The organism is Paenibacillus oryziterrae (assembly GCF_042610485.1).
Taxonomy (GTDB): Bacteria; Bacillota; Bacilli; order Paenibacillales; family Paenibacillaceae; genus Paenibacillus_AQ.
Map to the genome: position 1 here is coordinate 1 of NZ_JBGJZO010000035.1, position 23,483 is coordinate 23,483.

15 protein-coding genes and 5 pseudogenes are annotated in these 23,483 nt (G+C 38.9%); 13 read left to right on the plus strand and 7 right to left on the minus strand.

Translation table 11 applies throughout. The annotated features are described in order from the left end of the window. Nucleotides 1-201: 201 nt before the first annotated feature. The 3 genes from ACAN55_RS22370 to ACAN55_RS22380 are packed head-to-tail and all read right to left on the minus strand — an operon-like array spanning nucleotide 202 to nucleotide 3,278. Complete coding sequence (locus ACAN55_RS22370) at nucleotides 202-1,155, minus strand: tyrosine-type recombinase/integrase (protein ID WP_379138256.1); 954 nt, start codon at nucleotides 1,153-1,155, stop codon at nucleotides 202-204. A gap of 7 nt (nucleotides 1,156-1,162) precedes the next feature. Further along, nucleotides 1,163-2,260 carry a tyrosine-type recombinase/integrase gene (locus ACAN55_RS22375; RefSeq protein ID WP_379138259.1) on the minus strand — a complete coding sequence of 366 codons (1,098 nt, stop codon included), beginning with the start codon at nucleotides 2,258-2,260 and terminating at the stop codon, nucleotides 1,163-1,165. Then, nucleotides 2,250-3,278, minus strand: coding sequence for a tyrosine-type recombinase/integrase (locus ACAN55_RS22380; RefSeq protein WP_379138262.1), 1,029 nt, complete (start codon nucleotides 3,276-3,278; stop codon nucleotides 2,250-2,252). Before ACAN55_RS22380 ends, ACAN55_RS22375 begins: the two co-directional genes overlap by 11 nt. 563 nt (nucleotides 3,279-3,841) lie before the next feature. Between ACAN55_RS22380 and ACAN55_RS22385 the strand changes: the two genes are divergently transcribed. From ACAN55_RS22385 to sigK (ACAN55_RS22405), 5 genes and pseudogenes are all read left to right on the plus strand, one after another. Then, nucleotides 3,842-4,720: a hypothetical protein gene (locus tag ACAN55_RS22385; RefSeq protein ID WP_379138265.1), complete on the plus strand. Its 879-nt coding sequence runs from the start codon at nucleotides 3,842-3,844 to the stop codon at nucleotides 4,718-4,720. A gap of 67 nt (nucleotides 4,721-4,787) precedes the next feature. Next, nucleotides 4,788-4,916 (plus strand): hypothetical protein, encoded by a 129-nt coding sequence (locus ACAN55_RS22390; RefSeq protein ID WP_379138268.1) that lies wholly within the window; start codon nucleotides 4,788-4,790, stop codon nucleotides 4,914-4,916. A gap of 573 nt (nucleotides 4,917-5,489) precedes the next feature. Continuing rightward, on the plus strand, nucleotides 5,490-7,127 hold the full coding sequence (locus tag ACAN55_RS22395; protein WP_379138307.1) for a recombinase family protein: 1,638 nt from the start codon (nucleotides 5,490-5,492) through the stop codon (nucleotides 7,125-7,127). A 431-nt stretch (nucleotides 7,128-7,558) separates the two neighbouring features. Further along, nucleotides 7,559-8,260, plus strand: a complete 702-nt coding sequence (gene sigK / locus ACAN55_RS22400; RefSeq protein WP_379138270.1) for an RNA polymerase sporulation sigma factor SigK — start codon at nucleotides 7,559-7,561, stop codon at nucleotides 8,258-8,260. A gap of 483 nt (nucleotides 8,261-8,743) precedes the next feature. Further along, nucleotides 8,744-9,251: pseudogene (gene sigK, locus ACAN55_RS22405) on the plus strand (RNA polymerase sporulation sigma factor SigK); the annotation flags it as partial. Between the two features lie 350 nt (nucleotides 9,252-9,601). Here sigK (ACAN55_RS22405) and ACAN55_RS22410 read toward each other — a convergent pair. Further along, a pseudogene (locus ACAN55_RS22410) lies at nucleotides 9,602-9,940 on the minus strand (transposase); the annotation flags it as partial. A gap of 232 nt (nucleotides 9,941-10,172) precedes the next feature. Between ACAN55_RS22410 and ACAN55_RS22415 the strand changes: the two are divergent. The 5 genes and pseudogenes from ACAN55_RS22415 (at nucleotide 10,173) to ACAN55_RS22435 (ending at nucleotide 19,236) form a co-directional block, all read left to right on the plus strand. Next, entirely contained in the window at nucleotides 10,173-10,340 is a 168-nt protein-coding gene (locus tag ACAN55_RS22415) for a hypothetical protein (RefSeq protein ID WP_379138273.1), read from the plus strand. Nucleotides 10,341-10,772: 432 nt separating this feature from the next. Continuing rightward, entirely contained in the window at nucleotides 10,773-11,981 is a 1,209-nt protein-coding gene (locus ACAN55_RS22420) for a fibronectin type III domain-containing protein (protein ID WP_379138276.1), read from the plus strand. 544 nt (nucleotides 11,982-12,525) lie between these two features. Continuing rightward, nucleotides 12,526-18,291 (plus strand): RHS repeat-associated core domain-containing protein, encoded by a 5,766-nt coding sequence (locus ACAN55_RS22425; RefSeq protein ID WP_379138279.1) that lies wholly within the window; start codon nucleotides 12,526-12,528, stop codon nucleotides 18,289-18,291. A gap of 15 nt (nucleotides 18,292-18,306) precedes the next feature. Next, nucleotides 18,307-18,540, plus strand: coding sequence for a DUF8617 domain-containing protein (locus ACAN55_RS22430; protein ID WP_379138282.1), 234 nt, complete (start codon nucleotides 18,307-18,309; stop codon nucleotides 18,538-18,540). A 174-nt stretch (nucleotides 18,541-18,714) separates the two neighbouring features. Further along, nucleotides 18,715-19,236: pseudogene (locus ACAN55_RS22435) on the plus strand (PIN domain-containing protein). Nucleotides 19,237-19,400: 164 nt separating this feature from the next. On the opposite strand, the gene ACAN55_RS22440 reads toward ACAN55_RS22435, so the two are convergent. The 3 genes and pseudogenes from ACAN55_RS22440 to ACAN55_RS22450 all read right to left on the minus strand — a co-directional run bounded on the left by ACAN55_RS22440 (nucleotide 19,401) and on the right by ACAN55_RS22450 (nucleotide 20,349). After that, nucleotides 19,401-19,562 (minus strand): hypothetical protein, encoded by a 162-nt coding sequence (locus ACAN55_RS22440; protein ID WP_379138285.1) that lies wholly within the window; start codon nucleotides 19,560-19,562, stop codon nucleotides 19,401-19,403. Between the two features lie 26 nt (nucleotides 19,563-19,588). Beyond that, a pseudogene (locus ACAN55_RS22445) lies at nucleotides 19,589-19,855 on the minus strand (transposase); the annotation flags it as partial. Between the two features lie 101 nt (nucleotides 19,856-19,956). Continuing rightward, nucleotides 19,957-20,349, minus strand: a complete 393-nt coding sequence (locus ACAN55_RS22450; RefSeq protein WP_379138288.1) for a helix-turn-helix domain-containing protein — start codon at nucleotides 20,347-20,349, stop codon at nucleotides 19,957-19,959. Here ACAN55_RS22450 and ACAN55_RS22455 point away from each other — a divergent pair. The 3 genes and pseudogenes from ACAN55_RS22455 to ACAN55_RS22465 all read left to right on the plus strand — a co-directional run. Further along, a pseudogene (locus ACAN55_RS22455) lies at nucleotides 20,300-20,650 on the plus strand (sigma-70 family RNA polymerase sigma factor); the annotation flags it as partial. The gene ACAN55_RS22450 and the pseudogene ACAN55_RS22455 overlap by 50 nt on opposite strands. A gap of 180 nt (nucleotides 20,651-20,830) precedes the next feature. Beyond that, entirely contained in the window at nucleotides 20,831-22,333 is a 1,503-nt protein-coding gene (locus ACAN55_RS22460; RefSeq protein ID WP_379138290.1) for a TIGR02677 family protein, read from the plus strand. Continuing rightward, nucleotides 22,326-23,465 (plus strand): TIGR02678 family protein, encoded by a 1,140-nt coding sequence (locus ACAN55_RS22465; RefSeq protein ID WP_379138292.1) that lies wholly within the window; start codon nucleotides 22,326-22,328, stop codon nucleotides 23,463-23,465. The genes ACAN55_RS22460 and ACAN55_RS22465 overlap by 8 nt, the downstream gene beginning before the upstream one ends. The last annotated feature ends 18 nt before the right edge of the window (nucleotides 23,466-23,483 follow it).

Sequence of the window (23,483 nt, forward strand, 5' to 3'; positions counted from 1 at the left end):
AAAGTCCCATGTGTTCTCCCCAACCTTTCTGTTACTTCCATTTTACTGGGTTTAGGAGTTTACACAAACTATTTTACAGACTCGATCAATGTCTAGATAGGGATTTTGTAGGGGTTACTTTTAATCATAAAACTAGAATCGCTTTCCCCTCGGGGGTATCTGCGCTTTAAAGAGTTTACAAAAAAAGTTATTGACAGACCACTATCTTATTTTCAACATTCGATACAATTCTTCATTTTGTTTGTTAATTAAACCTTGATTGCTTATAGCATTTGTGTGAACATAATCCATTGTTACTTGCAAATCTGCATGGCGGAGTAACTGCTGGATGATTGAGATGTCCGCGCCGTTTTCAAATAAATGAGTAGCGAAAGAATGCCGAGTGGTATGAATATTAACGTTAGGAATGTTAGCTGCAATTAGATATTTATTAAACAAATATACAGCTTGACCATAAGTCATCGGTTTATCATATACAGTGAAAATTAAGTCCTCAGAGTTTAACCCGGTTTGCTTACAATACAAGTGTATGGCTTTACCCATACCCTTTCTTAAGATTACGACTTGTTCTTTCTTAGATTTAGTCTTTGGTAAACTTATAATTTCATTATCGATATCTACTTGTAGTACCTTAAGTGTTAATATTTCTGAAATTCTGCAACCTGTAGAAGCTAACAAACTGAAAAATAAAAGATCTCGTTTCAGGAACTCACTCTGCTGCACGAGACAATGCATGAATCGAAGAATCTCATGTCTTGAAAGTACTCGGGCGGGGCGCGTATGGATTTTGTAATCTTTGATGTTGAAACTAATGGTTCGTAATGGATTAGGGAAATCGTACATGCGCTCGCACCATTTAAAAAAAACGCTCAATGAGGTCTTTACATTAAGAAGTACGTTGTAACTACACGGAAGTAGGCTAACCAAATAATTATCAATAATTTTGTAGTCGCAAGGTTTATATTTAATAATGTTTTCATTAGCATCTTTAATACAGTAGATTCGATTAAGATGTATATTGTCTATCAAAGTTCCCATGCTAGTAGCCAAGTAATTAATAAATTGTTCAAGGTTTACGTGATGCAAGTGGTCTCTGCGATCAGAAATTTTTATGGTGGCCAAATATCTTTGAATTTCATTCGCTAATATTTCCATGATCTTTTTACTCCTCAAATGAAAATATATTAAATAAAAGCTGCTCAAAGGCAAAGGGATATTTTTCTGATATTTCCTTTTGGAGATCAACAGGTAACATCTGTAGGTATATATATGTCGTTTTAGGGTCTGAATGGCCCATAATTTGGGATAGATATTCAATTTTCATTCCCGCCTTTAAACAGCGTATTGCAAAGGTATGCCTAAAAGAGTGAACGGTATAATTCTCAAGAAAGTTAAGTTTTCTACAGATCACGGAAACCATTCTTTCAATACTTCTAATTGATAGCTTACTGCCTCGTTCGTTTTCAAATCCATGCGTAAATAAATAACCTGTCTGATTACGCTCCCATTTTTTTATACCTGTGAAGTTAAGATATTGTAATACTAAGGTGAGTACCTCAGGATATAAAGGGATAATTCTATCTTTTTTACCTTTTCCCTTATATATGTGAATGATCTTATCCTCAATATCAACATCACGAACTCGGATATTAATGGCTTCACTAACCCGACAACCAGTACCTATTAAAAAGCAGAACAAGGTATGCCATTTATATCCCTCTCTTCTTTGTAAAGCCTCTCTTAGTAAGTCGTTTAATTGTGTATCGGGGAAATACCGAGGTAATAGCTCAACACGAAGGAAGTTTAACTTAAACCGATGGTCTTTATAGGTTAATTCTTTAATCGAGCAAAAACCTAAAAACCGTCGTACCACTGCAGTATAGGTGTTTTGTGTCCGCTCACTTAAATAAGTATCCGGATCTTGCCGGCATTGTAGCAGAAACTCACTGAAAATGACTTCATCAATTGTAGATATCGAGTATTCTTTTTCCTGCTGAGCAAGAAAACTCTTAAATCTAGACATTATACTCACATAGAGCTTAACGGTACTGAATGATATTTTTCTTAGTCGATATATTGTGTTTAGTTGAGTGATAAACATGTCGATGGCTTCGAATAATGGTGTTTCAACATTTGTAATTGGGGGAGAGATGTTAAATTGTTGAGGGTCATTTATAAATTTTAAAAATGTGCTATATTCAATTCCTAATTCTTCGCACATACCTTGGTAATCGTGTTTGGAGGTTTGATCAAAGCTCACTGGTATCTAGGCCTTTCATTGGATTATAGGGTAAAGAATGCTCGAGCAAAAGTTCTGCATCTCGATAGAAGTAATGTAATGTAGATACAAGATGCTTATGCCCGGCAGCACGAGCTACAGCTTTAATATCGTTTCGATTATTTAACTGATTTGTGATCCATGTATGACGAAGTGATTTAGCGGAAAACCTGTTTTCACCAAATGCGATTTTAACGTAGTATCTAACTACACTAGAAATTGTTCCCGAGGTAATGCGTTCTCCCCAATAACGTAAAAACATCATAGTGCCTGGAGAGTGTTTTCTTTCTTCTAGATAGAGTTTTAACTGTTTACTAACAAAAGGATGTATTTTAACTTTTCGTTGACCTGATTTTTTGGAATAAAATGTAATTGTAGATTCAATGGAATTGAAATGATCCATATTGAGGTTTGCTACTTCTATGGGTCTACATCCAGTTTCAATGAGTAATAAGGAAATTACAAAATCACGGGATAGATTTCTTCCATTATGCTTAATAATTGTTTCTAAAAAAATTTGCCGTTCCTTGTTTTGAACATATTCATTGTCTCTAATACTCTCTACACCTTTAAACCGCAAAGGGATATTGTAATTAAAATGAATAACATTTATTGTTTTAAGGAACCTAAGAAAGTGACCTAATACCAGCAATCTTGAATAAGCAGTGCTTTTCTTGATTTCTTTAAGTTCAATTCTTTGAGCAAGATGCTCCTCATACTTTTTTATTTCGGCGAAACTAATGTTGTCCAAATTGCTAATTCCGATAGTACTAAGAAAGCGAATAAAATATCCTATTTTTTCATAAGCCTCTAAAATACTTGATGTATTTCTTATCTTGAGATCATTGATATACTTCAATAAATGCTTGTTGTTTTTAACGATGTCATCGGCAGCAATTTTCTGTTTTCTTTTGTAATATTTTTTCTTTATTTTTAATTGATCATTGATTTGATCTTGAGCTTGTTCATTATGAGTTTGTTGAAGACTCATGCTTTTCATAAATTAGCTTCCTCCTCTATTAAACTACTAATATTGTTTCCAACTTGATAGACTCTAATCCGACATGATATAATTAAGGTAATACATAGAACCTTTTAATTTTCTTCGTTGTCAACTTTTCAGCGAAGATGGAGCGGTGTTATAAAACATGAACACCATAAATAACGAAGATAAGTAAGGGGATTTATTTAGCAATGCTTATTTTCGTATGCCTTTAGGAGCTAAACCTCGTTCAAATGAACGAGGTTATTTATTTAAATACAGCTCTTTTTTTGGAAAAATATGGGCAGAAGTGTCGCTTAATTTTTGTTAATCGTAACTTTCTGTCCCTTTCCAAATCAATAGACGCACGTTGTTTGGTTTATTGTGCTTGATTTTGTAAAGGGGGTGGCAGATATCAAGGTATGTCATAAGAGGGTTTTAAAGCGCAAACAATTTCTACATGTATCTGCTCAATGCTTTATAAAAGATAACCAATTGATGAGTTCGTATTCTGGTCACTTTATAAAGTGACCTCAGACAGCATAGTGGTATGCGTTATATGCTTTTGTTGGTGATGTCGATTGACTAACAAGCGCATAAAAAGCCAAAAACCAAATAGAGTATGTATGGGAGATATAAGGATAAGACTGCGTAATATTGATTATTATCTGCAAGGTGTTCTCTCTTTAGAAAAATTTTTAGATGAGAAAAGAGGAAGTGACGGTAAGTTTTCCGTTTCCTGGCCAGAGCTCCGTTTCTTAAGGAATACTGATATTGATAGATTAGGAGATCTACTAATTAAATTGCCGGAGGGTCCTCGAAGATTAGTGATCATGAGAGAAGAAGTTTGCGGATTTAATAAAGTTCAACTTAGGCGCTATTTCGGGTTGAACAATGATGATCTGACGCTCTTCACAAAAGTCACTTTTGATAATGAATCGATAAGTCTCCCTGAATGGGGGGATATAAGGTACATTATCCCTCAAAAAAGTCTGTCAAAAGAGTTTTGGGCTTTTATTAGTTTATTAGCAAGGGTCCCGCTCGAGTGGCTTCAGACAGATTGCCCTGTGAAAAGCTGGAGTACAACGAATATCAAGTTATTAAAGGATCTTACAATGAGCGAGTTTGAATTATTGACCTTTATTCAAAGTGAGGTGAAGTTCGATCGGCATGATGTTAGGGGCGTAACTCTATTAACCACTGAGTTGGAGACCCCGCTTTATTTAAGATTGGAAATTGAATATGGGACAATTATTATAGAGTTATGTAATGAATCGCTTGAAATAACGCAGTACAGGGTATTTGAAAAGTTATTTCGAAATATGGTGGACGTAATTTATGGATATTTGCCGACAGTGATTAATGGTCAAATAAATCCAACGGTAGTTCTTCGCCATCCAAACTCTGTAAGGCCAATATGTTACCCGATTGGATTTGATCCGCGTAGCTCACTTCTTTAAGTGAACTGTAGGAATGATAAAATTTCAGGGAAGCCTTCTGATATCTCGATATCAGGGGGTTTTTTTTATGAATGAGATTAGTGAAGAAGAGGCAAGAAAAAGAGCTCTGCAAGTAATCGAACAATGGATTAAAGAAGAAGAATGTCGAAGTCAACTTACAGATATCAACGAACAAGAAGTGCTGTATGAAAAATAAGACAATATCTAATGCAATAAATAAAAAAAGGAAAGTTATTGACTATATATTAAAAAAAATCTTTATTCAGACCGACTGATTTCAGTCGGTTTATTTGACATTCAATTGGAGTGCTGATGACTCAAACCTAAGATTTAAAGAGATGTACCAATTAACCAATGAAGAGACTTTAAACCTTGTCCTGTGAACCACAAAGATGTCGATCAATTAGTGAAAAATTTTCTATAATGTTTAATTCTACATATATTCGGCCATGATACTTAAAGCGAACGTACGTTCTTATATAGGTTTCACCAGTAATCACTCATGGAAGAGTTTGATCACATCGCAATGAACATAAGTAAATTTGTTCACCAAAGAATACCCGTGTATATGTTTGTTTCTACCCATATTGATGTTTTTATTCTTTAGCCCACACAGAGATCGTACGATTAATAAATGTCGGTTTCGTTCCCTGTATGTTAATCGAATAAACGACATCTTCGGTTAATAAAGAGGAGCATTATTGTACATTTCAGCAGTTACGCCAGGCAACAAGCAGAAGCAAAATAAAGAAGGATTGGGGTGATAGGCGTGTATACTGCAATATACGGACGGGTCTCCACAGGTATGCAGGCTACAGAGGGGCATAGTTTAGAACACCAGATTGAGCTTTGTATGAACAAAGCATATGAAATGTGCATTCTGCAAGATTCCATTAAAGTTTTTCGTGAGGAAGGGTTTAGTGGAGAAGATGTAGATCGGCCAGCTATGAATGAACTACGGCAAGCAATTAGCACTCGAATAGTAGATCGAGTTATAATCACCCATCCAGATCGTCTGTCGCGTGACTTAACTGATAAATTGTTTTTGTGCCGTGAATTTGAGTCGCGTGATGTTCAATTGATTTTCGTTGATACGGAGTATCAGAACACACCTGAAGGACAGCTTTTTTTTAACTTGATGAGTGTTATTGCTCAATATGAGCTTTCGCTTATTAAGAAAAGAACGGTTCGAGGAAGGCTGAAAGCCGTAGAAAAGGATAAAAAAATCATGCCTATGCGTGTTCCCCCCTTCGGCTACGATTGGGTCGATAGGCAGCTGATTGTAAACCAGATGGAGGCAGAGTATGTGAGAAAGGTCTACCACTGGTATCTAAACGAAAATATGACGATTCGTCAAATCGGTACTAAACTCTTTGAAATGGGGGTCCCACCAAAACGTTCAGTAAGTGGAAATTGGGGAGGAAGTTCCATTGGCAGGATGCTAAGTTCAGAAATCTACATTGGAAAGTATTATTACAACCGTAGAAAAGTGAAGAAAGTTAAAGGGCAGCGGACTCAAAGCGGTGCTCCAAAAAAGACTTACACAGTCCGGGATAGAAGTGACTGGATATTGGTTGAGGTGGAACCTATTGTGTCAGAGGAGTTGTTCGAACAAGTACGGAAACAACGTGTTAAGAATAACACTCGATCTGGAAATGTACACTTTAATTATTTGTTGAAATCGCTCATCAGATGTGGTGATTGTGGTCGTACATGGGGAGGGACAACATATTCAGGGCGAAAGAACAAGAAGACAGGTACTAAAGTAAGATACAGGTGTTACCGTTGTCTTTATCTTTTCCCCAGGGTATACGGTGTAACTGATCGCTGCTCTACTCGCAGTATCCGTGCGGATGTACTCGAGGAGTTTATCTGGGATATGGTTATGGACGCTTTGTCTAATCCAGAAGACTATATGCAAAGATTGGATGGTCAAGTAGCAGAAGTTATTGAAGAATTGCAATTAACCACAGGTAAGATCCAGAGTCAGATCGAGGGAAAAAGAAAAGAGACAGAAAAGTTGAAAATCATGTTCCGGCGGGACGTCATTTCGGAAGAAGAGCTCGCGGCTGAGTCTCATAAAATAACTCGGGAGATTCATGATTTGCAAGCACAGCTTGAACGATATGAAAAACAGATCAAGACACACAAAGAACGGCATTTTTCTCAAGAGGAAAGCCTAAAGGCAATGGAGCGAATAAATATGTTTATCAGCAGCAAAGGAGCGGAACTAGCGTTTGATGATAAGCGATTTATTGTTGAATCGCTCATTGACGAAATTATCATTAAATCAGATGAAGGAGGGTATAGCATCAGTATAGTTGGGAGCCTAAGTGAACTTTCTGGGACTCAAGAGGGTAGAGGGAGGGATATTACCTTGACTCTAAATAAGAAATTATCAGTGTAACATGGATAAGCAACTAAGAACGTGAGGTTAGAACAATGGAAAATTTTGAAGCAACAAAGTTCATCACTAATTAGAGCGAAGTGAGCATTAAAGGTATAAATTTACCAAAGGGAATGGCGTGGAAATGAATGAGTGAGGGTCGTTATGGCGGAGGAAATGACTTGAGGCGAAATTTGTTTATATTTTATCCCCACAGGACTCGGTTTGGTCATTTAGGTAGAGTGTGACGTGTGTAATCGTGAGTTTGATAATTCTGAATGGTAAGCGAAAAGCTCATAGGGATTATAGGAGGAACGGATATTTAGTTTTTGTTCAACTGTTTTTCCCTTGTACAGGCACTTCCGGGCACTGGCCCACATACAATGAAATGACCATGAACCCGTAAAGCTGTTGCGGCCGGTTTCATTGAACATAAGCGGGAGGTGTCGCAAGTGTCTGGACTGATAAGTGCTGTCGCTCTGCTGATAAAAGAATTGACACTGCTGGTGTCCTACGTTAGAAACAATGCATTTCCACAGCCGTTAACAGAGTCAGAAGAGAGCCTGCATTTGGGTAGAATGGCGGAAGGAGATTCAAAATCCCGGAATATACTTATTGAACATAATCTTCGTCTCGTAGCGCACATAGTAAAAAAATTCGACAATACCGGTGAGGACATGGAGGATTTAATCTCCATTGGAACCATTGGTCTCATTAAGGCTATCGAAAGCTACCGTCCGAACAAAGGGACCAAGCTGGCCACTTTTGCCGCACGGTGTATTGAGAATGAGATCCTCATGCATCTTCGTTCACTGAAAAAGACCCGGAAGGACGTGTCGCTGCACGATCCTATTGGAACGGATAAGGAAGGTAATGAGATTACTTTAATAGATATTTTAGGCTCGGGAGCCGACGATCTGCTGGTGACAGTGGATCTGAATATTGAAAAGAGCAAAATATACCGCAACCTGGACATCCTGGATGACCGGGAGAAGGAAGTTGTGGTTGGGCGGTTTGGGCTGGATACAGGCGGGGAGGAGAGGACGCAGCGGGAGATTGCTAAGGAGCTGGGTATCTCACGAAGTTATGTTTCAAGGATAGAGAAGAGGGCGCTCATGAAGCTGTATCATGAGTTTTATAAGGCGAAGCGGTAAACACTTGAGAAAGTTAAGAAGTATTGTCCGTTAACAAATCAGCGTATTGAAAGCGACTTGTCTACGGATGGGTTGCTTTTGTTTAAGAAGAGGTACTTCTAGAAATGGGATTTAAGAATCACTAATATCGCTACTAGAGGAGCACTATGATGACATATAAGGAAGTATATGATCTCCATATTCAGTTGCTACATATTTATGGAAAAAGCGAGAAACATCAGGGGCCATATCAGAATCAAATAAATTATTTTAAGAGACAGTTTTTCTTTACAGAGGATATAGTTCAGCGAATTTTCGTATTAAATCAGCTCATAAAAATACATGAGAAGAGAAGGGAACAAATCATAAAGGGATGCTCTGAGAAATACTTCAAATAAGGTATTCTAAAACTATAGGACCGCCCAGAAAAACAGTTACTTTCGTTAGTAAGTCTACTGTTTGCTGTGATGTAACATTTATACTACATCATATCGGTCCAACAACCTTGAAAAATTCGACAATACAGGGGAAGATATGGAGGATCTCATCTCCATCGGTACCATCGGGCTGATCAAGGCTATCGAGAGTTACCGTCCGAACAAGGGCACGAAGCTTGCGACTTTTGCCGCTCGCTGTATTGAAAACGAATCCTCATGCATTTGAGCTCGCTTAAAAAAGACCAAAAAGGATGTATCCCTGCATGATCCGATCGGGACAGATAAGGAAGGTAACGAGATTACGCTGATTGATATCCTCGGTTCCGACGCGGATGATATTGTGAAGGAAGTGGATCTGAAGATCGAGAAGAGCAAGATTTATTGTAATCTGGATAATCTAGATGACCGTGAGAAAGAAGCTGTGGTGGGGCGGTTTGGACTTGATACAGGCGGAGAAGAGTGGACGCAGCGGGAGATTGCGAAGGAGCCTGGGGATTTCGCGGAGTTATGTGTCGCGGATTGAGAAGAGGGCGCTGATGAAGCTGTATCATGAGTTTTATAAGGCGAAGCGGTAAGGAATGAAACGATACTTATAAAGTAGTATTTCTTAAAATAAGACGTTAAAAAGGCGACTTTTCTGCGGATGAGTTGCTTTTTGTTTTGATGAGTTTCTTCTAGAAAATGAAGACTTGAAATCAAAGTATTGCATTTTATGGGTGTTATGATGGCATATATTGTATTAAAGGGAAAGGTCATAATAGAGGTTAATATTGAACGAAATTGTTCTAAAAAAGATCAACACAGCTAACTTTGTATTCTTGCTTTTGAAGGCTTTGTGCTTCCTATTTAATAGAAGCAATTAATTGTACAAAGGTAAAGTGTCTAGGAAATACTCATTTGGGTCGTTGCAAGAACAGAATTCCTTGCGCAGTTTACGGAATTTGGTGAGAGAACTGGGGTCGATTACCGGATCTTCCGGTGCCATATCGAGAAAATACTTAAACGACAGGTCATACCTTGAGCGTTCAACGATGTCTATGTCAGACAACTCAAATATGTCCTTTAACAGCAAATATTTGAACATTCGGATAGGATCGATCGCGTTGCGACCGTTATCCAAGCAGTATTTGTCTTTCAGTTCGTCATATATAAAGGTGAAATCCACCAGCTCGTTGATTTGCTGAAGCATATTACCCTTTGGCACCACGATGTTATACAGGTCCATGTAAGGACTTAATACCATTAATTGTTGTTGCCGTATCATCCGCTCACCCGCCCTCTTCCTAATGCTTTAATTATAAGACAAAAGAGGTAGAGTCTCCTCAATTTTCTTGAGAACCTCTACCTCTTTTGTGAAACGGACTTTTTCAGTAGCCTCGGCCTTAGCCGTGGGTGTTTTTTTTGACGCCTTTGTCGTCCGGTTAACGATTGTTCCTGTCGAAATGGCGCTAATGGGCAAATCAGCATGGTACTTCCCGAAATGACTGGATCGCATAATGCCGAATTTCGATATTGAAGGGGAGACGATTATGAAGGAGTATTCCAAGAAGAGCGGAGAGACCAAGTCCTATGGTGCACCCGTGTTGGACCATTGGGGCTCTCGTATTGCGTTGATGGACGCCGACCTGCAAACCGATCCTGTATGCGGCCAGCGTAACGAATAACAGCGGAGATGGGCACGCAAGCTTACCTAGCTGCTCAGCAATGGGCTCCGCCGATTGATTACCGGCGACAAACTGCGTTATTCAGGCTGTCCGCTGGCTGAACCTTTCATAGAACCGCATCTGTCTAGAGATTTACATTGATTTATCCACGCAATCTAACGGAAGGGTCCCGTCTTCGTTATCTGGCAATGCCAGGATGAAACGTTTGACCCGCATAACATATAATTTAAACGGGTTTATCGAATGTCAAGATGACAGCGATAAGCCCTTTTTCGGATAGTACTTTTGGAAGTGTTGTCTACAAACTCTGATTGAGAATTTAGTGATGTCTGGAAATAAATTTTTGTATTCGACAATTTTTTAATAGATAATATTACCTATTTGATATAATATTTAAAATGATTGTAAAAATAACAAGGAGGCCCAAGTTAAATGAAAAAGTATTCTTTATTGTCAGGCATCATCGTTTTATTATTTTTATTCTATTCGCTTACTGCACTAGCCGAGAAGAAAGATACGGAATTATCAACATCCCAAAGTCAAGTTGAAAGCTCAAAAAGTGTTACTGAAAATGTAACGCCTACTCCTTCAATGCAACCCATTCCGTCTTTCCCATCTACCATTTCACCCAATAGTATGGCTGCAAAAGAACCATCCGCAACGCCTATGCCCAGCATTAAAAGTCAATATGCAAAAGCATCTTCCAATAGTGTAAATGCTCTAGCAGCAACGGGTGTTCCAACTATTACTGGAGTTAAAACGAATCAGAACACGATATCATGGAACGTTTCTTATATAACTTCAGGGGTTTATGGAAACAGGCTTGAAATGTACAATTCCAAATTAGGTTGGGTTGATATTTCGAAGACCTATTATACAACCAATGGCTCTTACAGTGTCAGCAACTTGGACTTTGGAACCTACATGGGAAGGTTGACCTATTTGAGCAATGGTTCATGGGTCACGGTAGACCAATGGATCGAGCTTGCCGATACCCCCAAAATAGAGAGGGTTAAATCGACCAATAATTCTATTACTTGGAAAGTTATCTATCCTGCATCCGGAGTTTATGGCGACAGGTTGGAAATGTATTCTACAGTAGGCGGATGGGTTGATATTTCTAAGACTTACTACACAGTAAATGGGGAGTATACTTCAACTAATTTAACCCCTAACGTCTACTATATGGGGCGTCTTACTTATTTGAGCTCGTTAGAAGGCAAATGGTACACAGTTGACTTGCAAGTATTAACCAACCAGCTGTCCCAGCCAGTCAATCTTACTTTTGCAAAAACAAATAATTCAGTAAAACTTAATTGGAGCGAACCTTTGGATACGAGAGGCCAGCTTTTGAAGTATAAAATTTATAACAATAATGTATTGATTGGAACTACGGATCATTTGAATTATACGTATGATGTCGTAAAATCCGGAACTTACATATTTTCAGTATCGGCTTTTGACTCTACGGGAGAATCATTAAAAAGTAACAGTGTAACGATGCAACAAAATAATAATAGTCTCAAATATGTTTACAAGAATGGGCGACTAGACTACATTGTACTATCTAGCACAACAAAGCTAGTATTTCAATATGACCAAAATGGTAATTTGCTGAAGAAGGTAATTATGCCACTTTAATTTGATAATAAGAGTTTTATGTAAAAGTTAATCCAAAAGAGAATACATATTTTTATGTATGTGCTGAAGATAAATATGGTCAATCTGAGAAAGTTTCAATAGTTATTGATAAAATGAAGAACGTAATACTTATAAATATGATGAATACGGACGCTTAAGCTCCATTGAAAGCCCTATTTACTCCATTAATTTTATATATGATTTGAATGGGAATTTAATTAAAAAGAGCTTTATTAGCAAATGAAATATTAATAGAGGAAACCTCTAAACTGTCACAACCAGTCTAAGTTTCGTTGTTAGATAGGGAATTATTCATGTGCTTTTAACCTAAGAGAGTCTTGAAGAGATGAAGCTACACTGGAGTGCTTTTTGTCTAAAAGTATGAAGATGTCACAGGCTCTAACAGTCGGTGATTAAGGAGTTTAATGTTAATGGATCACAATAATGATTTTATTTCAATAAGCTAACAATATTTGTATAGGCTACATTGATAGTAGGTCTTAGCATTTTAAAAAACAAAAATAAAAATGATAGGAGAACTTTTGTGAAAAATCTATGGAATAAATTCTTAATCGTTATATTAATTCTTGCTTTAACAATACCTTCTATTAATTTTGCACCGGTGAATGCAGAGACTGCTAAAGAACCAGCGCAAAATGGGAAGAAATTATTTAATACTCATGATGATGTCACTACCACAGTTAAAGGAATTGACTCTGCTCCTCAGGACATTCACATTACATCCGTAACCGGAGCGGTATATGAGCCTGAATGGCGAAAACAAGTACAGGAGAAATCCTTGTTTAGTTTTAACAAGCGATTACATAAACAAAATAGATTCGTGTACACAAAAAAAGACTTGGAAGAACTACTTCTTAATGGGGTAACTGAAGAGGATATTTATGTATCAGACCAACTTGGGAATGAATGGTTAACCCAACCACGTGAGTTAATTGAACGAAAAAAAGCTATGAATCAGACATGGGAAGAGGTCGAACAAAATCTAAAATCGGAAAAAGAGGCGGAACTTAAAGAGTTACTTAATGAAAATCCAAACATAGAGACGAATCTGAAAAGGAAAAATAAAAGTTTAAGTACGGCTGAGAAAATTGAAATAATTAAAGCTGCTAAGTTGAATAATAAGAAATCAATCGATTTCATTCTCCAAAGCTACGAACAGATGGGTAGCGAAGAAGTTCAAAATGAATCACAAATTAAACATACAGATGAATTAACTTCAGTTACTGAGGCCACTTATAGTTTATCAGTCACAGATTCCGTGTATTCTGAGGGAACCCTTACTAAATTTGCTACAATCTTTTCAACGGCTGATTATTCACAAGACATAAATAGTATTTATAATGGTTTAATTACTCAGATGCAAATTAATCAGACAAAGAAACCCCAATTTTCAGATCATAGTGGTTCTAGTGAAACTACGGATCCGGCATCAGGAAAAATGGTGTGGAAGAAAACAGATATTAGCTTACCCGGTAGGGACGGATTGGACTTAAACATTGGGGTCATGTTTGATTCTAACAACGCATTCCCTTACATGAAGTATTACAATTCCGGAATTAATGATATGAAAAAGTATAATTATTTGATCTCCCGCTATGACTTAGGCATGGGGTGGTCGTTCATGTTCCCGTCCATTCAAATGGCTGAGGGCGGATATATGTACTATCATCATGGAGATGGAGCCGTATATCAGATTGATTTGAGTTCAACGGATGCTGTGGGGAGTTATACCCATTTAGTGGGCTACTCTGGGAAGGACCTGCGCCTGGTCCAGGATTATCAGGGTTTATTTAGTAATGGACAAGGAGTTTCTGCTTTTTATTTAGAATATGCTGATAAAAAACGAGAATATTTTGCGGCCGATGGCCGTTTGCTTGGAATCGTGGATCGTTATGGTAACATGATTAAGTTTCAGCATACCGCTCGTACTGTCTACGATGGGCAGACGTATCAAGTGATCTCCTCTATCACAGATACGATGGGGCGTGTCGTTAACTTTGCGTACCAATCCAACCTGCAGACACCGGATGATGCTAATTTTGCAGGAGAATCTATTGTGGTGACGGTAAAAGATCTGAATGGCACAGACCAGCAGCATGTGACATATATGAAAAGCAGGGCGAGTATGACGCTAAATGGTCAATTTAGTGGATACGTACCCGCATTTCAGTATATTCAAAGCCCTAACAATGAAGTGGTTAGTTTTCATTATGTGGATGATGGATATGTTAAATTTGATTATTCCCGAAAGCAATATGTGAGCCCGTATACGGGTACGAATTTTTCCACCTTGCTACAAATGATTCAATATCCGCGTTCAGTGACTTGGTTTCAATATGAGAAGTTCTCCAGTAATTTGGGAGATGCTGGCTTTACGGAAGAATTCCGCGTCAAGTCTAGAAAAGATACCTTATTTAAATACAATGCTGGCAGTGGTAACTTTAGCACATCCAGTACCGATCCGGGATATAATCAAATAAATTATACGTATACTGGAAACTATACTGGTTACACAGCAAATTATGGTGTGCCAAGCGCATATACCTATTCCAGTACCTCGACGATTCAGAGTACATCTGCGATGAATGGGTTATCCACTACCAGCCTATTTAACCAGGATGGGCAAAACCTGTCTACGACGACCAGGGCTGCCAATGGTGAAAGAACCGTTGTTACCAATCAAAGTTTTGATCCGACATACAAAAGTAAGCCTACTCAGATCCAGACCTCTGATTATAGTAGTGACAGTGACAGTTCTCCGAATCAACTATATTCCCAACTGAGCTATACGGACTGGGGAGGAATAATAAGCGAGACGAAGCCTCTAACACAGGTCCAGTTTAATGATGCTGCAACCAAAGAGAAATATACCAGCTCTTATACGTACGATCCTACCTATTATTTTCTCAAAACGAAATCTTCATATCAAAATAATAATACGCTGTTAACCGAGAAGTACGATTATTATGCGAATGGACGCTTGAAGAGCTATACCAATCCCAAAAATGAAGTGACAAGTTATTTTTATACCGCTATCGATGGAAGTACAGTGACATCTAATTTCTCGAACCCCGATATTAATGTAGTTGGAAAGCTGATGAGTATTCGAGAAATTAAAAATTTGGGGAATGGTAAACAAGCCATCACCACAACGAATCTAAATGAAGATACCAATTATGTATATCCATATGAAGTGATTAGCACCTTTACGACGAAAGATAGTACAGGGCAAAATATCACTGAGACCATAAAGAAAACGATGACCTATGATTTAGCCACCGGTTTAATCAAAACAGAAAGCGATGGAAATGGAAACGTGACATCGTACTCCTATGATGCATTAGGCAGGATTACGAATGTGACGTATCCAAACTTCAAGAATCTGAATAATGTGACCTACAGTGTTTCAGATGAATATACCTATAGAAATATCAATACACCCGCCGATATAGACGCGCAAAACTCGGGAACGCTTAGTTTATGGGTTCATTACAACCGCAAGTATACGGAAACCGCGACGGGTAAGGAGACCCTATTATCGAACCAGAATTCTTTATATGACGGACTTGGCTTTTTAATGTATGATCAGCAGTTCAGTGAGGGGCAAGTACAGACCGCCCAATACCGTGCGGATGATCTCGGGCATGCCATTTATCAATTGGACCCAATGGGGAATACCATAACTGTCGCTTATGATGCATGGGGTGCACAAAAAGAAGCACTAGATCCATACGGGAATCTCTATGTATCGGAGTCTAGACGAAAATCTCGTCAATTGGTGAACTATTTTGTAGCTGCTGGAGATGTTGCAAGCTACCGTAGCAATCCGTCGCAAAACAGCCTGAAATCCAGCTATGTGGAGCAAGATTATGACCAGTGGGGCCAACTACTTACCAACCGGTTGTACAAAGATTGGCCGAATGTAAGCGCACCTTCGACGGAAGGCTATACCTATGACATTGCCGGAAATCTGGTAAGTTATGTCGATCCTAAGCGTAATTTGAATGGAGAGGGTGTCACTACGAAGTATTCGTATGACGCGCTCAATCGATTAAACGAAGTGAAGAATGCGCTGGGGGAAATCTCGAAGTATCAGTATGATGCAAATGGGCAAATCATTGGCTCAACCCTGCAGAGCAATGAATCCAGTTCTCCAATCGTAATTAGCGGGAAGACGTTCAACGAAATTGGATCATTGGCTTCAAAGGCTGACCCAGCGGCCCAAGAAACCTCCTATATGTACAACAACCTGGGTCAACTCAAGCAAATGAATGATCGTAACGGAAGCATGTTTACGTATCAGTACGATGAGCAAAATCGGTTGACGACACTAAATGCAACAGGTAAAACTGGTGAAAGCCAGCAGGTCAAGACTATCATTGGCAGCAATGGAATTCTCTACGACACCCAAGAGAAATACACGAATGGTACCCAAATATCTTCATTGACCACCCAGATGGATGGTTTGAAGCGAATCGTATCTATTCAAATGCAGGGTGGGAACAATTTTTCCTCGAGATTGCAATTAAATTATGACAAGAACAACCGGGTCAGCCTGCTAAATATAAGTGGAGACGGTTCAACTGGTGTATTTTCTACTCGGTATAAGTATGACAAATCCAGGCTGGATAAAGTACAGACCGACGGTCAGTCAACTTTGAATGATTCTGAGGCGGCCAATGTGAAATATGCTTACTATCCAAATGGACAAATTCAGTCCATAACGTACCCACCGCTAGCAGATGGAAGTATTTTAAAGACCGAATATATCTACAATAATGTAAACCGGTTAACAACAGTTACGAACAAAAAAGGTTCGGCCTTGTTATCCTCCTCCAGTTATAGTTATGATGATAATGGGAACATCCTAACAACGACGCAGACGGCAAGTAATCAACCGACACAAACGAATACGTACACGTATGATAAACTGAATCGTCTGGAGAGTATCTCACGTAGTGACGGGTCTTCGGAGAGCTACACGTATGATTTGCGAGGGAACAGATCCACGTTAGTCGCTACTGCCAATGATTCATTTGATATGACGGAGACTAGTTATCAATATGATTTGTTTAATACATTAATCGCTTCAACCAAAGGAAGTAGCACCACAACATTTGATTATGGCGCAGATGGTATGCGGTATAAGAAAACTACTGGAACCAGTGTGAAGCAATACCGGTATAATCCGAATCGGGAAGTAATCTCGGAAGTAAACGGAAGCAACACAGTGACAGCAGATTATGTTCGTGGAGACCGACTCTTGGTTAAGAAGGACAGGTTATCGAATAAAGACTATTACTATCTCTATAATGGTCATGGTGATGTAATTCAAATCGTGGATAAGAGTGGAGCCATCGTTAACTTCTACGCGTATGACGAGTGGGGGAATATTACCAGCCAGGTAGAGGGAACGCAGAATTCCTTCAAGTACGCTGGAGAGATCTATGATGAGGAAACGGGACTTTATTATCTGCGGGCACGGTATTACGATCCTAGTGTAGGGCGGTTTTTAAATGAGGATACGTATGAGGGGCAGATTGATAATCCGCTGACATTGAATTTGTATACGTATGCTCATAATAATCCCTTAATGTTCATTGATCCATCAGGAAACAAAGTTGTTTTCAGCGAAAATCAATATGATTATCTAAAAAGTCTTGAATATAAGGGTAACGCTGGGCAGAAAAAATGGGCTAGGCAACAATTAGACGCTGGGATGGCATTTTATGATACGAACACGAAAAAAATTGTTTCAGGATCTTTTGATAGTGTTACCGAAGATCATACTTGGACAGGTATGGTATTTGATACTGTTGTTGCAGGAGGAGTTGGACTCACTAAGTCTCTTATTAGTAAAGGGGTTTCTCTTGTTAGTAAAGGGGTTTCTAGCCTTGTTGGTAATGGCGTGGGTAAAGTTGGTTCTTTGGTTATTGAAACAGGCGGTAATTTCTCTGCAAGTGAAATTAGCGCTGCTAAGTATATGCAACAATTAGGAAATAAAGTTGTGTTGAGGAATCCTGTTGGAACTAGAGCGGGAGGAGGTACATCTGATTTACTTGTAAATGGTATGAATTATGATGTATATACGCCTACTACTAACAATGTTAGTCGTATTATAAGTGCTATGGCATCAAAAAATTCTCAAACAACTGGAATAGTATTAGACCTTTCTCAAACCTCGGTTACAGCAGAACAGCTAGGGAACGCTTTAGCTCGAGTTAGAGGCAGTATCTCTGCGGCTGGAAAGACGCCGAATATTACTGATATAGTCATATTTTCTAAGTGACAAAGGAGGAGTTATATGCCGAAGATAAAATGTAACTGCGGAGAAGTTTTACGATATGGAGATATTCCGTGTAAAATTGAATTTAAATTCATATCTGATATTGAATATGATACGATTGAAAACCAAGTTGATTCAGAGGAATTATACATGAAAATGAATAGTTTCCTTAAGTGTCCTAATTGTAATAGGTTGTGGGTGTTTTGGAATGGATTTGATGAGCAGCCTGAGGAGTATACATTAAATAGTTAAATATTTGTTTTGAAACCTTGATTGGCTTCGTCCTTTCAAGGTTTTTTCCTACTTGATCCGAATCCATCATTCAACCAGTGAAGACATACATGATTGACCATATGCGAGTGTAATAACTCCCAGTTGGTTTGCTAGTTGTTTATCTATAGATGCCTCCATCCAGTATGGATTAACATGGCTAAAGACCCGTGGGATCCTCACCTGAGAAAGTTACGCGAGCTTATGGAAGATGAGAAAGTGACCATTCTTCTTCCGTCCATCGTACGTGACGAGTGGAATAGTAACCGTTATGAAAAAGTTCAGAAACCTGCGCTGCAAAACGTAGAGAATAAAATCAATATGTTGAAGAATTTAAAACAGATTTTCCATGAAAGCATTGAACTACAGCGCTCATTGACTATACTAAAAAGCCAGTAAGAGGAACAGGCAGTTGAAGGGTTTGCCCTGAAAAGTATTAGATCTGACGGATCTATCTTTCTGCATGTCTCGACCAAGCAAATTATACTAACCTCTCATGTTCAACAATTGGCGATTGAACAAGCGCTACGAAAAGAGGATCCCTTCCAAAATAAAAACAGTATGGCGGATGCGCTCCTATTGTTTAGTTTTGTGGAGTATTCACGAAAACATAATATCAAGTCGGTATGCTTTGTAACAGATAGTATACAGACTGGGTCAAATCAGTTGATTATATGATGGTAAATAACAGATTGGGGTTGGATGGGGCAATTACAGAAATTTGGGGAAGAGGTTCAAGCAACAAGCTGGTTCTTCTGGATAAGTTGACCTAGATGTATAGATAGACCGTTAGAATGGAGGGTATAATATCACATGAAAAATGATATCCTATATAAGTTGAACTATAATAATTCAGCAAGTTGATCGTTTTCCAAACGAAGGAAAAGACCATCAATAATGGTCTGTGTATCGAGAGCAATGTTTTCCATAAACGCAGCAACTTTTTTGCGGATCTCTGAGACGGTATGGAAAAACACGTTGTTAATGCATCCGATTTTAGCCATTTCCAAAGTCCCTCCACCAGGTTCAATGCTGGGCTATACGGTGGTAAAAAAACCAATTCAAGGCGCTCTTTATGACCTTCCAGAAAGGGTTGAAGTAATTTCGCATGATGAATACGAGCATTATCCATTACCATGACAATTCTTCCTTCAGGGTACGCTTCAACCACCATTTGTAGGAAGGACAGAAACGTCTCTGCGTTATACTGCTCGTCTTCTTTCCAGAGAATTTGAACCGTCATATAATTCAGTACAACTAACAACTTGACGCCGCGATGTTTGCCTGTGGTCCGGATGACGCGTTGTTTGCCTTTGAGAAACCACGTGTGCTAAAGCGCTTGGGAATCCCGGATCATGGACTCATCTTCGAAGAGCAAATGAGTAATATCTTCGTCCATTAGTCTTTTTTCAAAGCAGGAAACGTCACCTCTGTAAAGACTTGTAGCTTGGCTTCATCCGCAGCAGCTAACGTATACGTGGGTTTCGTATAGCTGAGTCCAAGACGGTGCGCCATTTTGGAAATGCCACGAAGCGAATAGGACTGACCGAACTCCCGCTTGATATATTCACCAATGAGATAGAGGGTCCAGCTATATTTACTTTCAAACCCTACTTCGTGTGGAACCGAGGATACGATCGTCGCTTTCAGTTGTTCCTGTTGTTCTTTGGTCAGCCGCTCTGGCGCTCCCGTTGAATAGTTGATTTGCAGTCCAGGTATACCTGCTTCGCGATAGGCACGCATCCGTTCACTAAAGAAGACCCGCAAGGACGTGTCGCTGCACGATCCCATTGGAACGGATAAAGAAGGAAACGAAATTACTTTAATAGATATTTTAGGCTCGGGAGCCGACGATCTGCTGGTGACAGTGGATTTGAATATTGAGAAGAGCAAAATCTACCGCAACCTGGATATCCTGGATGATCGGGAGAAGGAAGTTGTGGTTGGGCGGTTTGGGCTGGATACTGGTGGGGAAGAGAGGACGCAGCGGGAGATTGCGAAAGAGCTGGGTATCTCGCGCAGCTATGTGTCAAGGATAGAGAAGCGGGCGCTGATGAAGCTGTATCATGAGTTTTATAAGGCGAAGCGGTAGGAGTTATGGAGTCTGTCTAATGACAGGCTCTTTTTTGTTGTCGGAAATGGACATGTAGTTACAAATAATCATGTAAAAGCAGGATCTTCATGTAAACATTTGAAATTTGATGTTATAATTTGGATAAACATTAGACTAGGATTTAGGGATCATAAATATTTCCTGTAAGGAGGTTGCCGAATGAGTTTTCTGATTAATCCCGTTAAAGAAGCTACATATCTTTCTATTCAAAAATCAGACAGATACCGTCCTATATGCTACGTTTTTTATCAGAAATATCGTCAGGAATATAATGCGTATATGTTTCTGGATGAGATACATCAGGAATTGGTAAAATCAGAAATTTTCGGTGCTTACTTTACGGATTACACTCAAAAGGAATTGGAAGAAGACCTTAAGTCGCTTGTAAAATGGAATAACCTAATCATTCATCAAGATGAGTCCCATGCACAACGCATCGAGGATTTTTATAAGCGTAAGAATTACTATGAGGTCACACAATATACCATTTCATTAGAACGTACTTTAGAGGAGATGCGGCATAATCTACAGGCGATTCGCGGAGGATCTTTCGAGCGTGTATTAGCGGATCATATTTTAGAGGATCTGACTAAACTTAAAAAGTGGAATCCTTCGAACAAAGAATCAATAGGGGACATCCGGAACATCTGGCGTGATCTTATATCCCGCTTTGAAGCTCTTCGTAACGGTACTGCCGACTTTTTGTCGCACGTAAACAGCGAACCATACGAACGTCTTATTCGCACAGAATCTTTTCTGCCATACAAAGAAAAGTTTGTAAGCCTATTAAGCGACTTCGTGGTAGGTATTATGGAAAAGAAAGATTTAATTGAAGAAAGCCTCAGTCTAATTGATGAAAAAGATATTGAGAATGTCATTTCCATAATTATTTCATACGAAGCAGAACAACAAATAAATGACATGTTTGAAGAAGAACTTGTCTTAGAGCGAAGAAGAGCAGAGTGGCTAGGTTTTAAAGGGTGGTTTGTGGAGATTAATGGCCGCAAAGCGAGTTCTCGATTTCTTATCGAGCAGACACGTGGTACTATTCAGAAAATTGTACGGATTGCGGATCAGATCAGTGATAAATTCAATTACTTTAAAAGTCGCAAGAATGACTACTTGGAACTAGCTCGTATCTTTGCAAATACCTCTGGCATAAGGGAGTGCGATATTATAGCTGGTGCTATGTTCGGTGCTTCTAATACAAAACATTTCTTAGTTCCGCACAAATCCGAGGATGAAATTACGAAACATGTCTGGGAATGCGATCCATTCGAACTACCGCTTAACAAAAAGACACCTGGAAACCGTAATAAACGTACCAAACTGCCTATTTACGAAAACCCCTTAGCTCAGATGGCCCTAATTCAGGAACATTTGGAGAAGACACGGATAATACAAGAGCAATTTAATAGTTTAATCAAGGATGGGAAAATTGTGCTGGAGGAGATCGGTGTAGTATATCCTGAAGTGCGGGATTTATTGCTTGAGTTATTAGGACAAGCCATGGTTACAAAAAAATTTGAAAGTAGAACAGAAGATGGTCGTCGATTTTATCTTAGGTTACGTTCTAGTGATCGTATTCGCTTGCGTTCCACTGACGGTACCCTGACGATGAGTGATTATGAGTTTGTGTTTATGGAGGGGAATCATGGATAGAGATCAGATGATTCTCCAGGAATGTGTTGAAGCTTTGTTTCATTATTATTGGATTCATCGTGACAAGCAGGCGGACCTATATTTTCAGATTCTCTCTAGAAAAGCAGATATTGCTGACATAATGCGAGATTACTTTGGCTATCGTTTAATATTACGTACTGAGTTTATTAAATTAGAGAAAATACCAGTCTCTTCTAAGCCCTTTATGGGTATTAATAACTTTTCAACAGTGCACCATTATATGTTTTTTTGCTGCTTTCTTGCTTACTTGGAAGACAAAGGTGAAGACCAGCAGTTTACTTTGCAAAACGCATGCGATGCTATTCGCATGTATTATCCGGAAGATGCCATCCATTTCGCCTGGGAGGAACGTCCACATCGTAGGGCATTTGCAGATGTTTTACAACATTGCGTTATGTTAAGGCTCGTTTATGTCGTAGATCGCGATATCGATGGATTCAGAGACGATAAAAATCACGATGTTTTATTTCAGACAACCCCATATTTTCGTCATTTTGCCCCACTTTACTTCTTAGATCTTAATAAAATCCAAAGCTGGAGTCAATTAGAAGAACATGTTACGAAAGAAATTACAAATAACACAACACCAAAACAGCGGGTTCTACGTAGAATTTTTTTAGAATCGGCCATATATGATGATGAACTTTCAGAAGAGGAAGTTATTTTGCTCGAAGATAGGCAGGAGTTTGAAAGACTAAACGAAATGATTTCTGAGTCATTTGAATATTGGCATCTCGAACGGTACCATCGTACAACGATGCTCACACATTCAGAAGTTCGTTATGGAGACTATTATCCAAAAGATGATCAAATCTCAAATGTAGCTGTACAGTATGCGACCTTTATTTGGGATATGGTAAATGAGCAAAAAGTAGCCCTTGACCACAATGGGCGTATTACATGCACGGAATATGAGGCGCTAAAATGGTTTCAAGCAATAAAAGAACTGCATAGTCATGGGTGGACCAAATCGTTTACAGAACGACCTGTCACTCTCATTTGGAGAGAAGTTATGGAATATATGTCTGACTTTCATATGGCAGAAGTACAGATGGACAAGCAGGTTGTATTTTATTCTGCTACTGGCCGAGTTACAGGAGATTATGCTTAATCTAATAGCGGAGGTAAT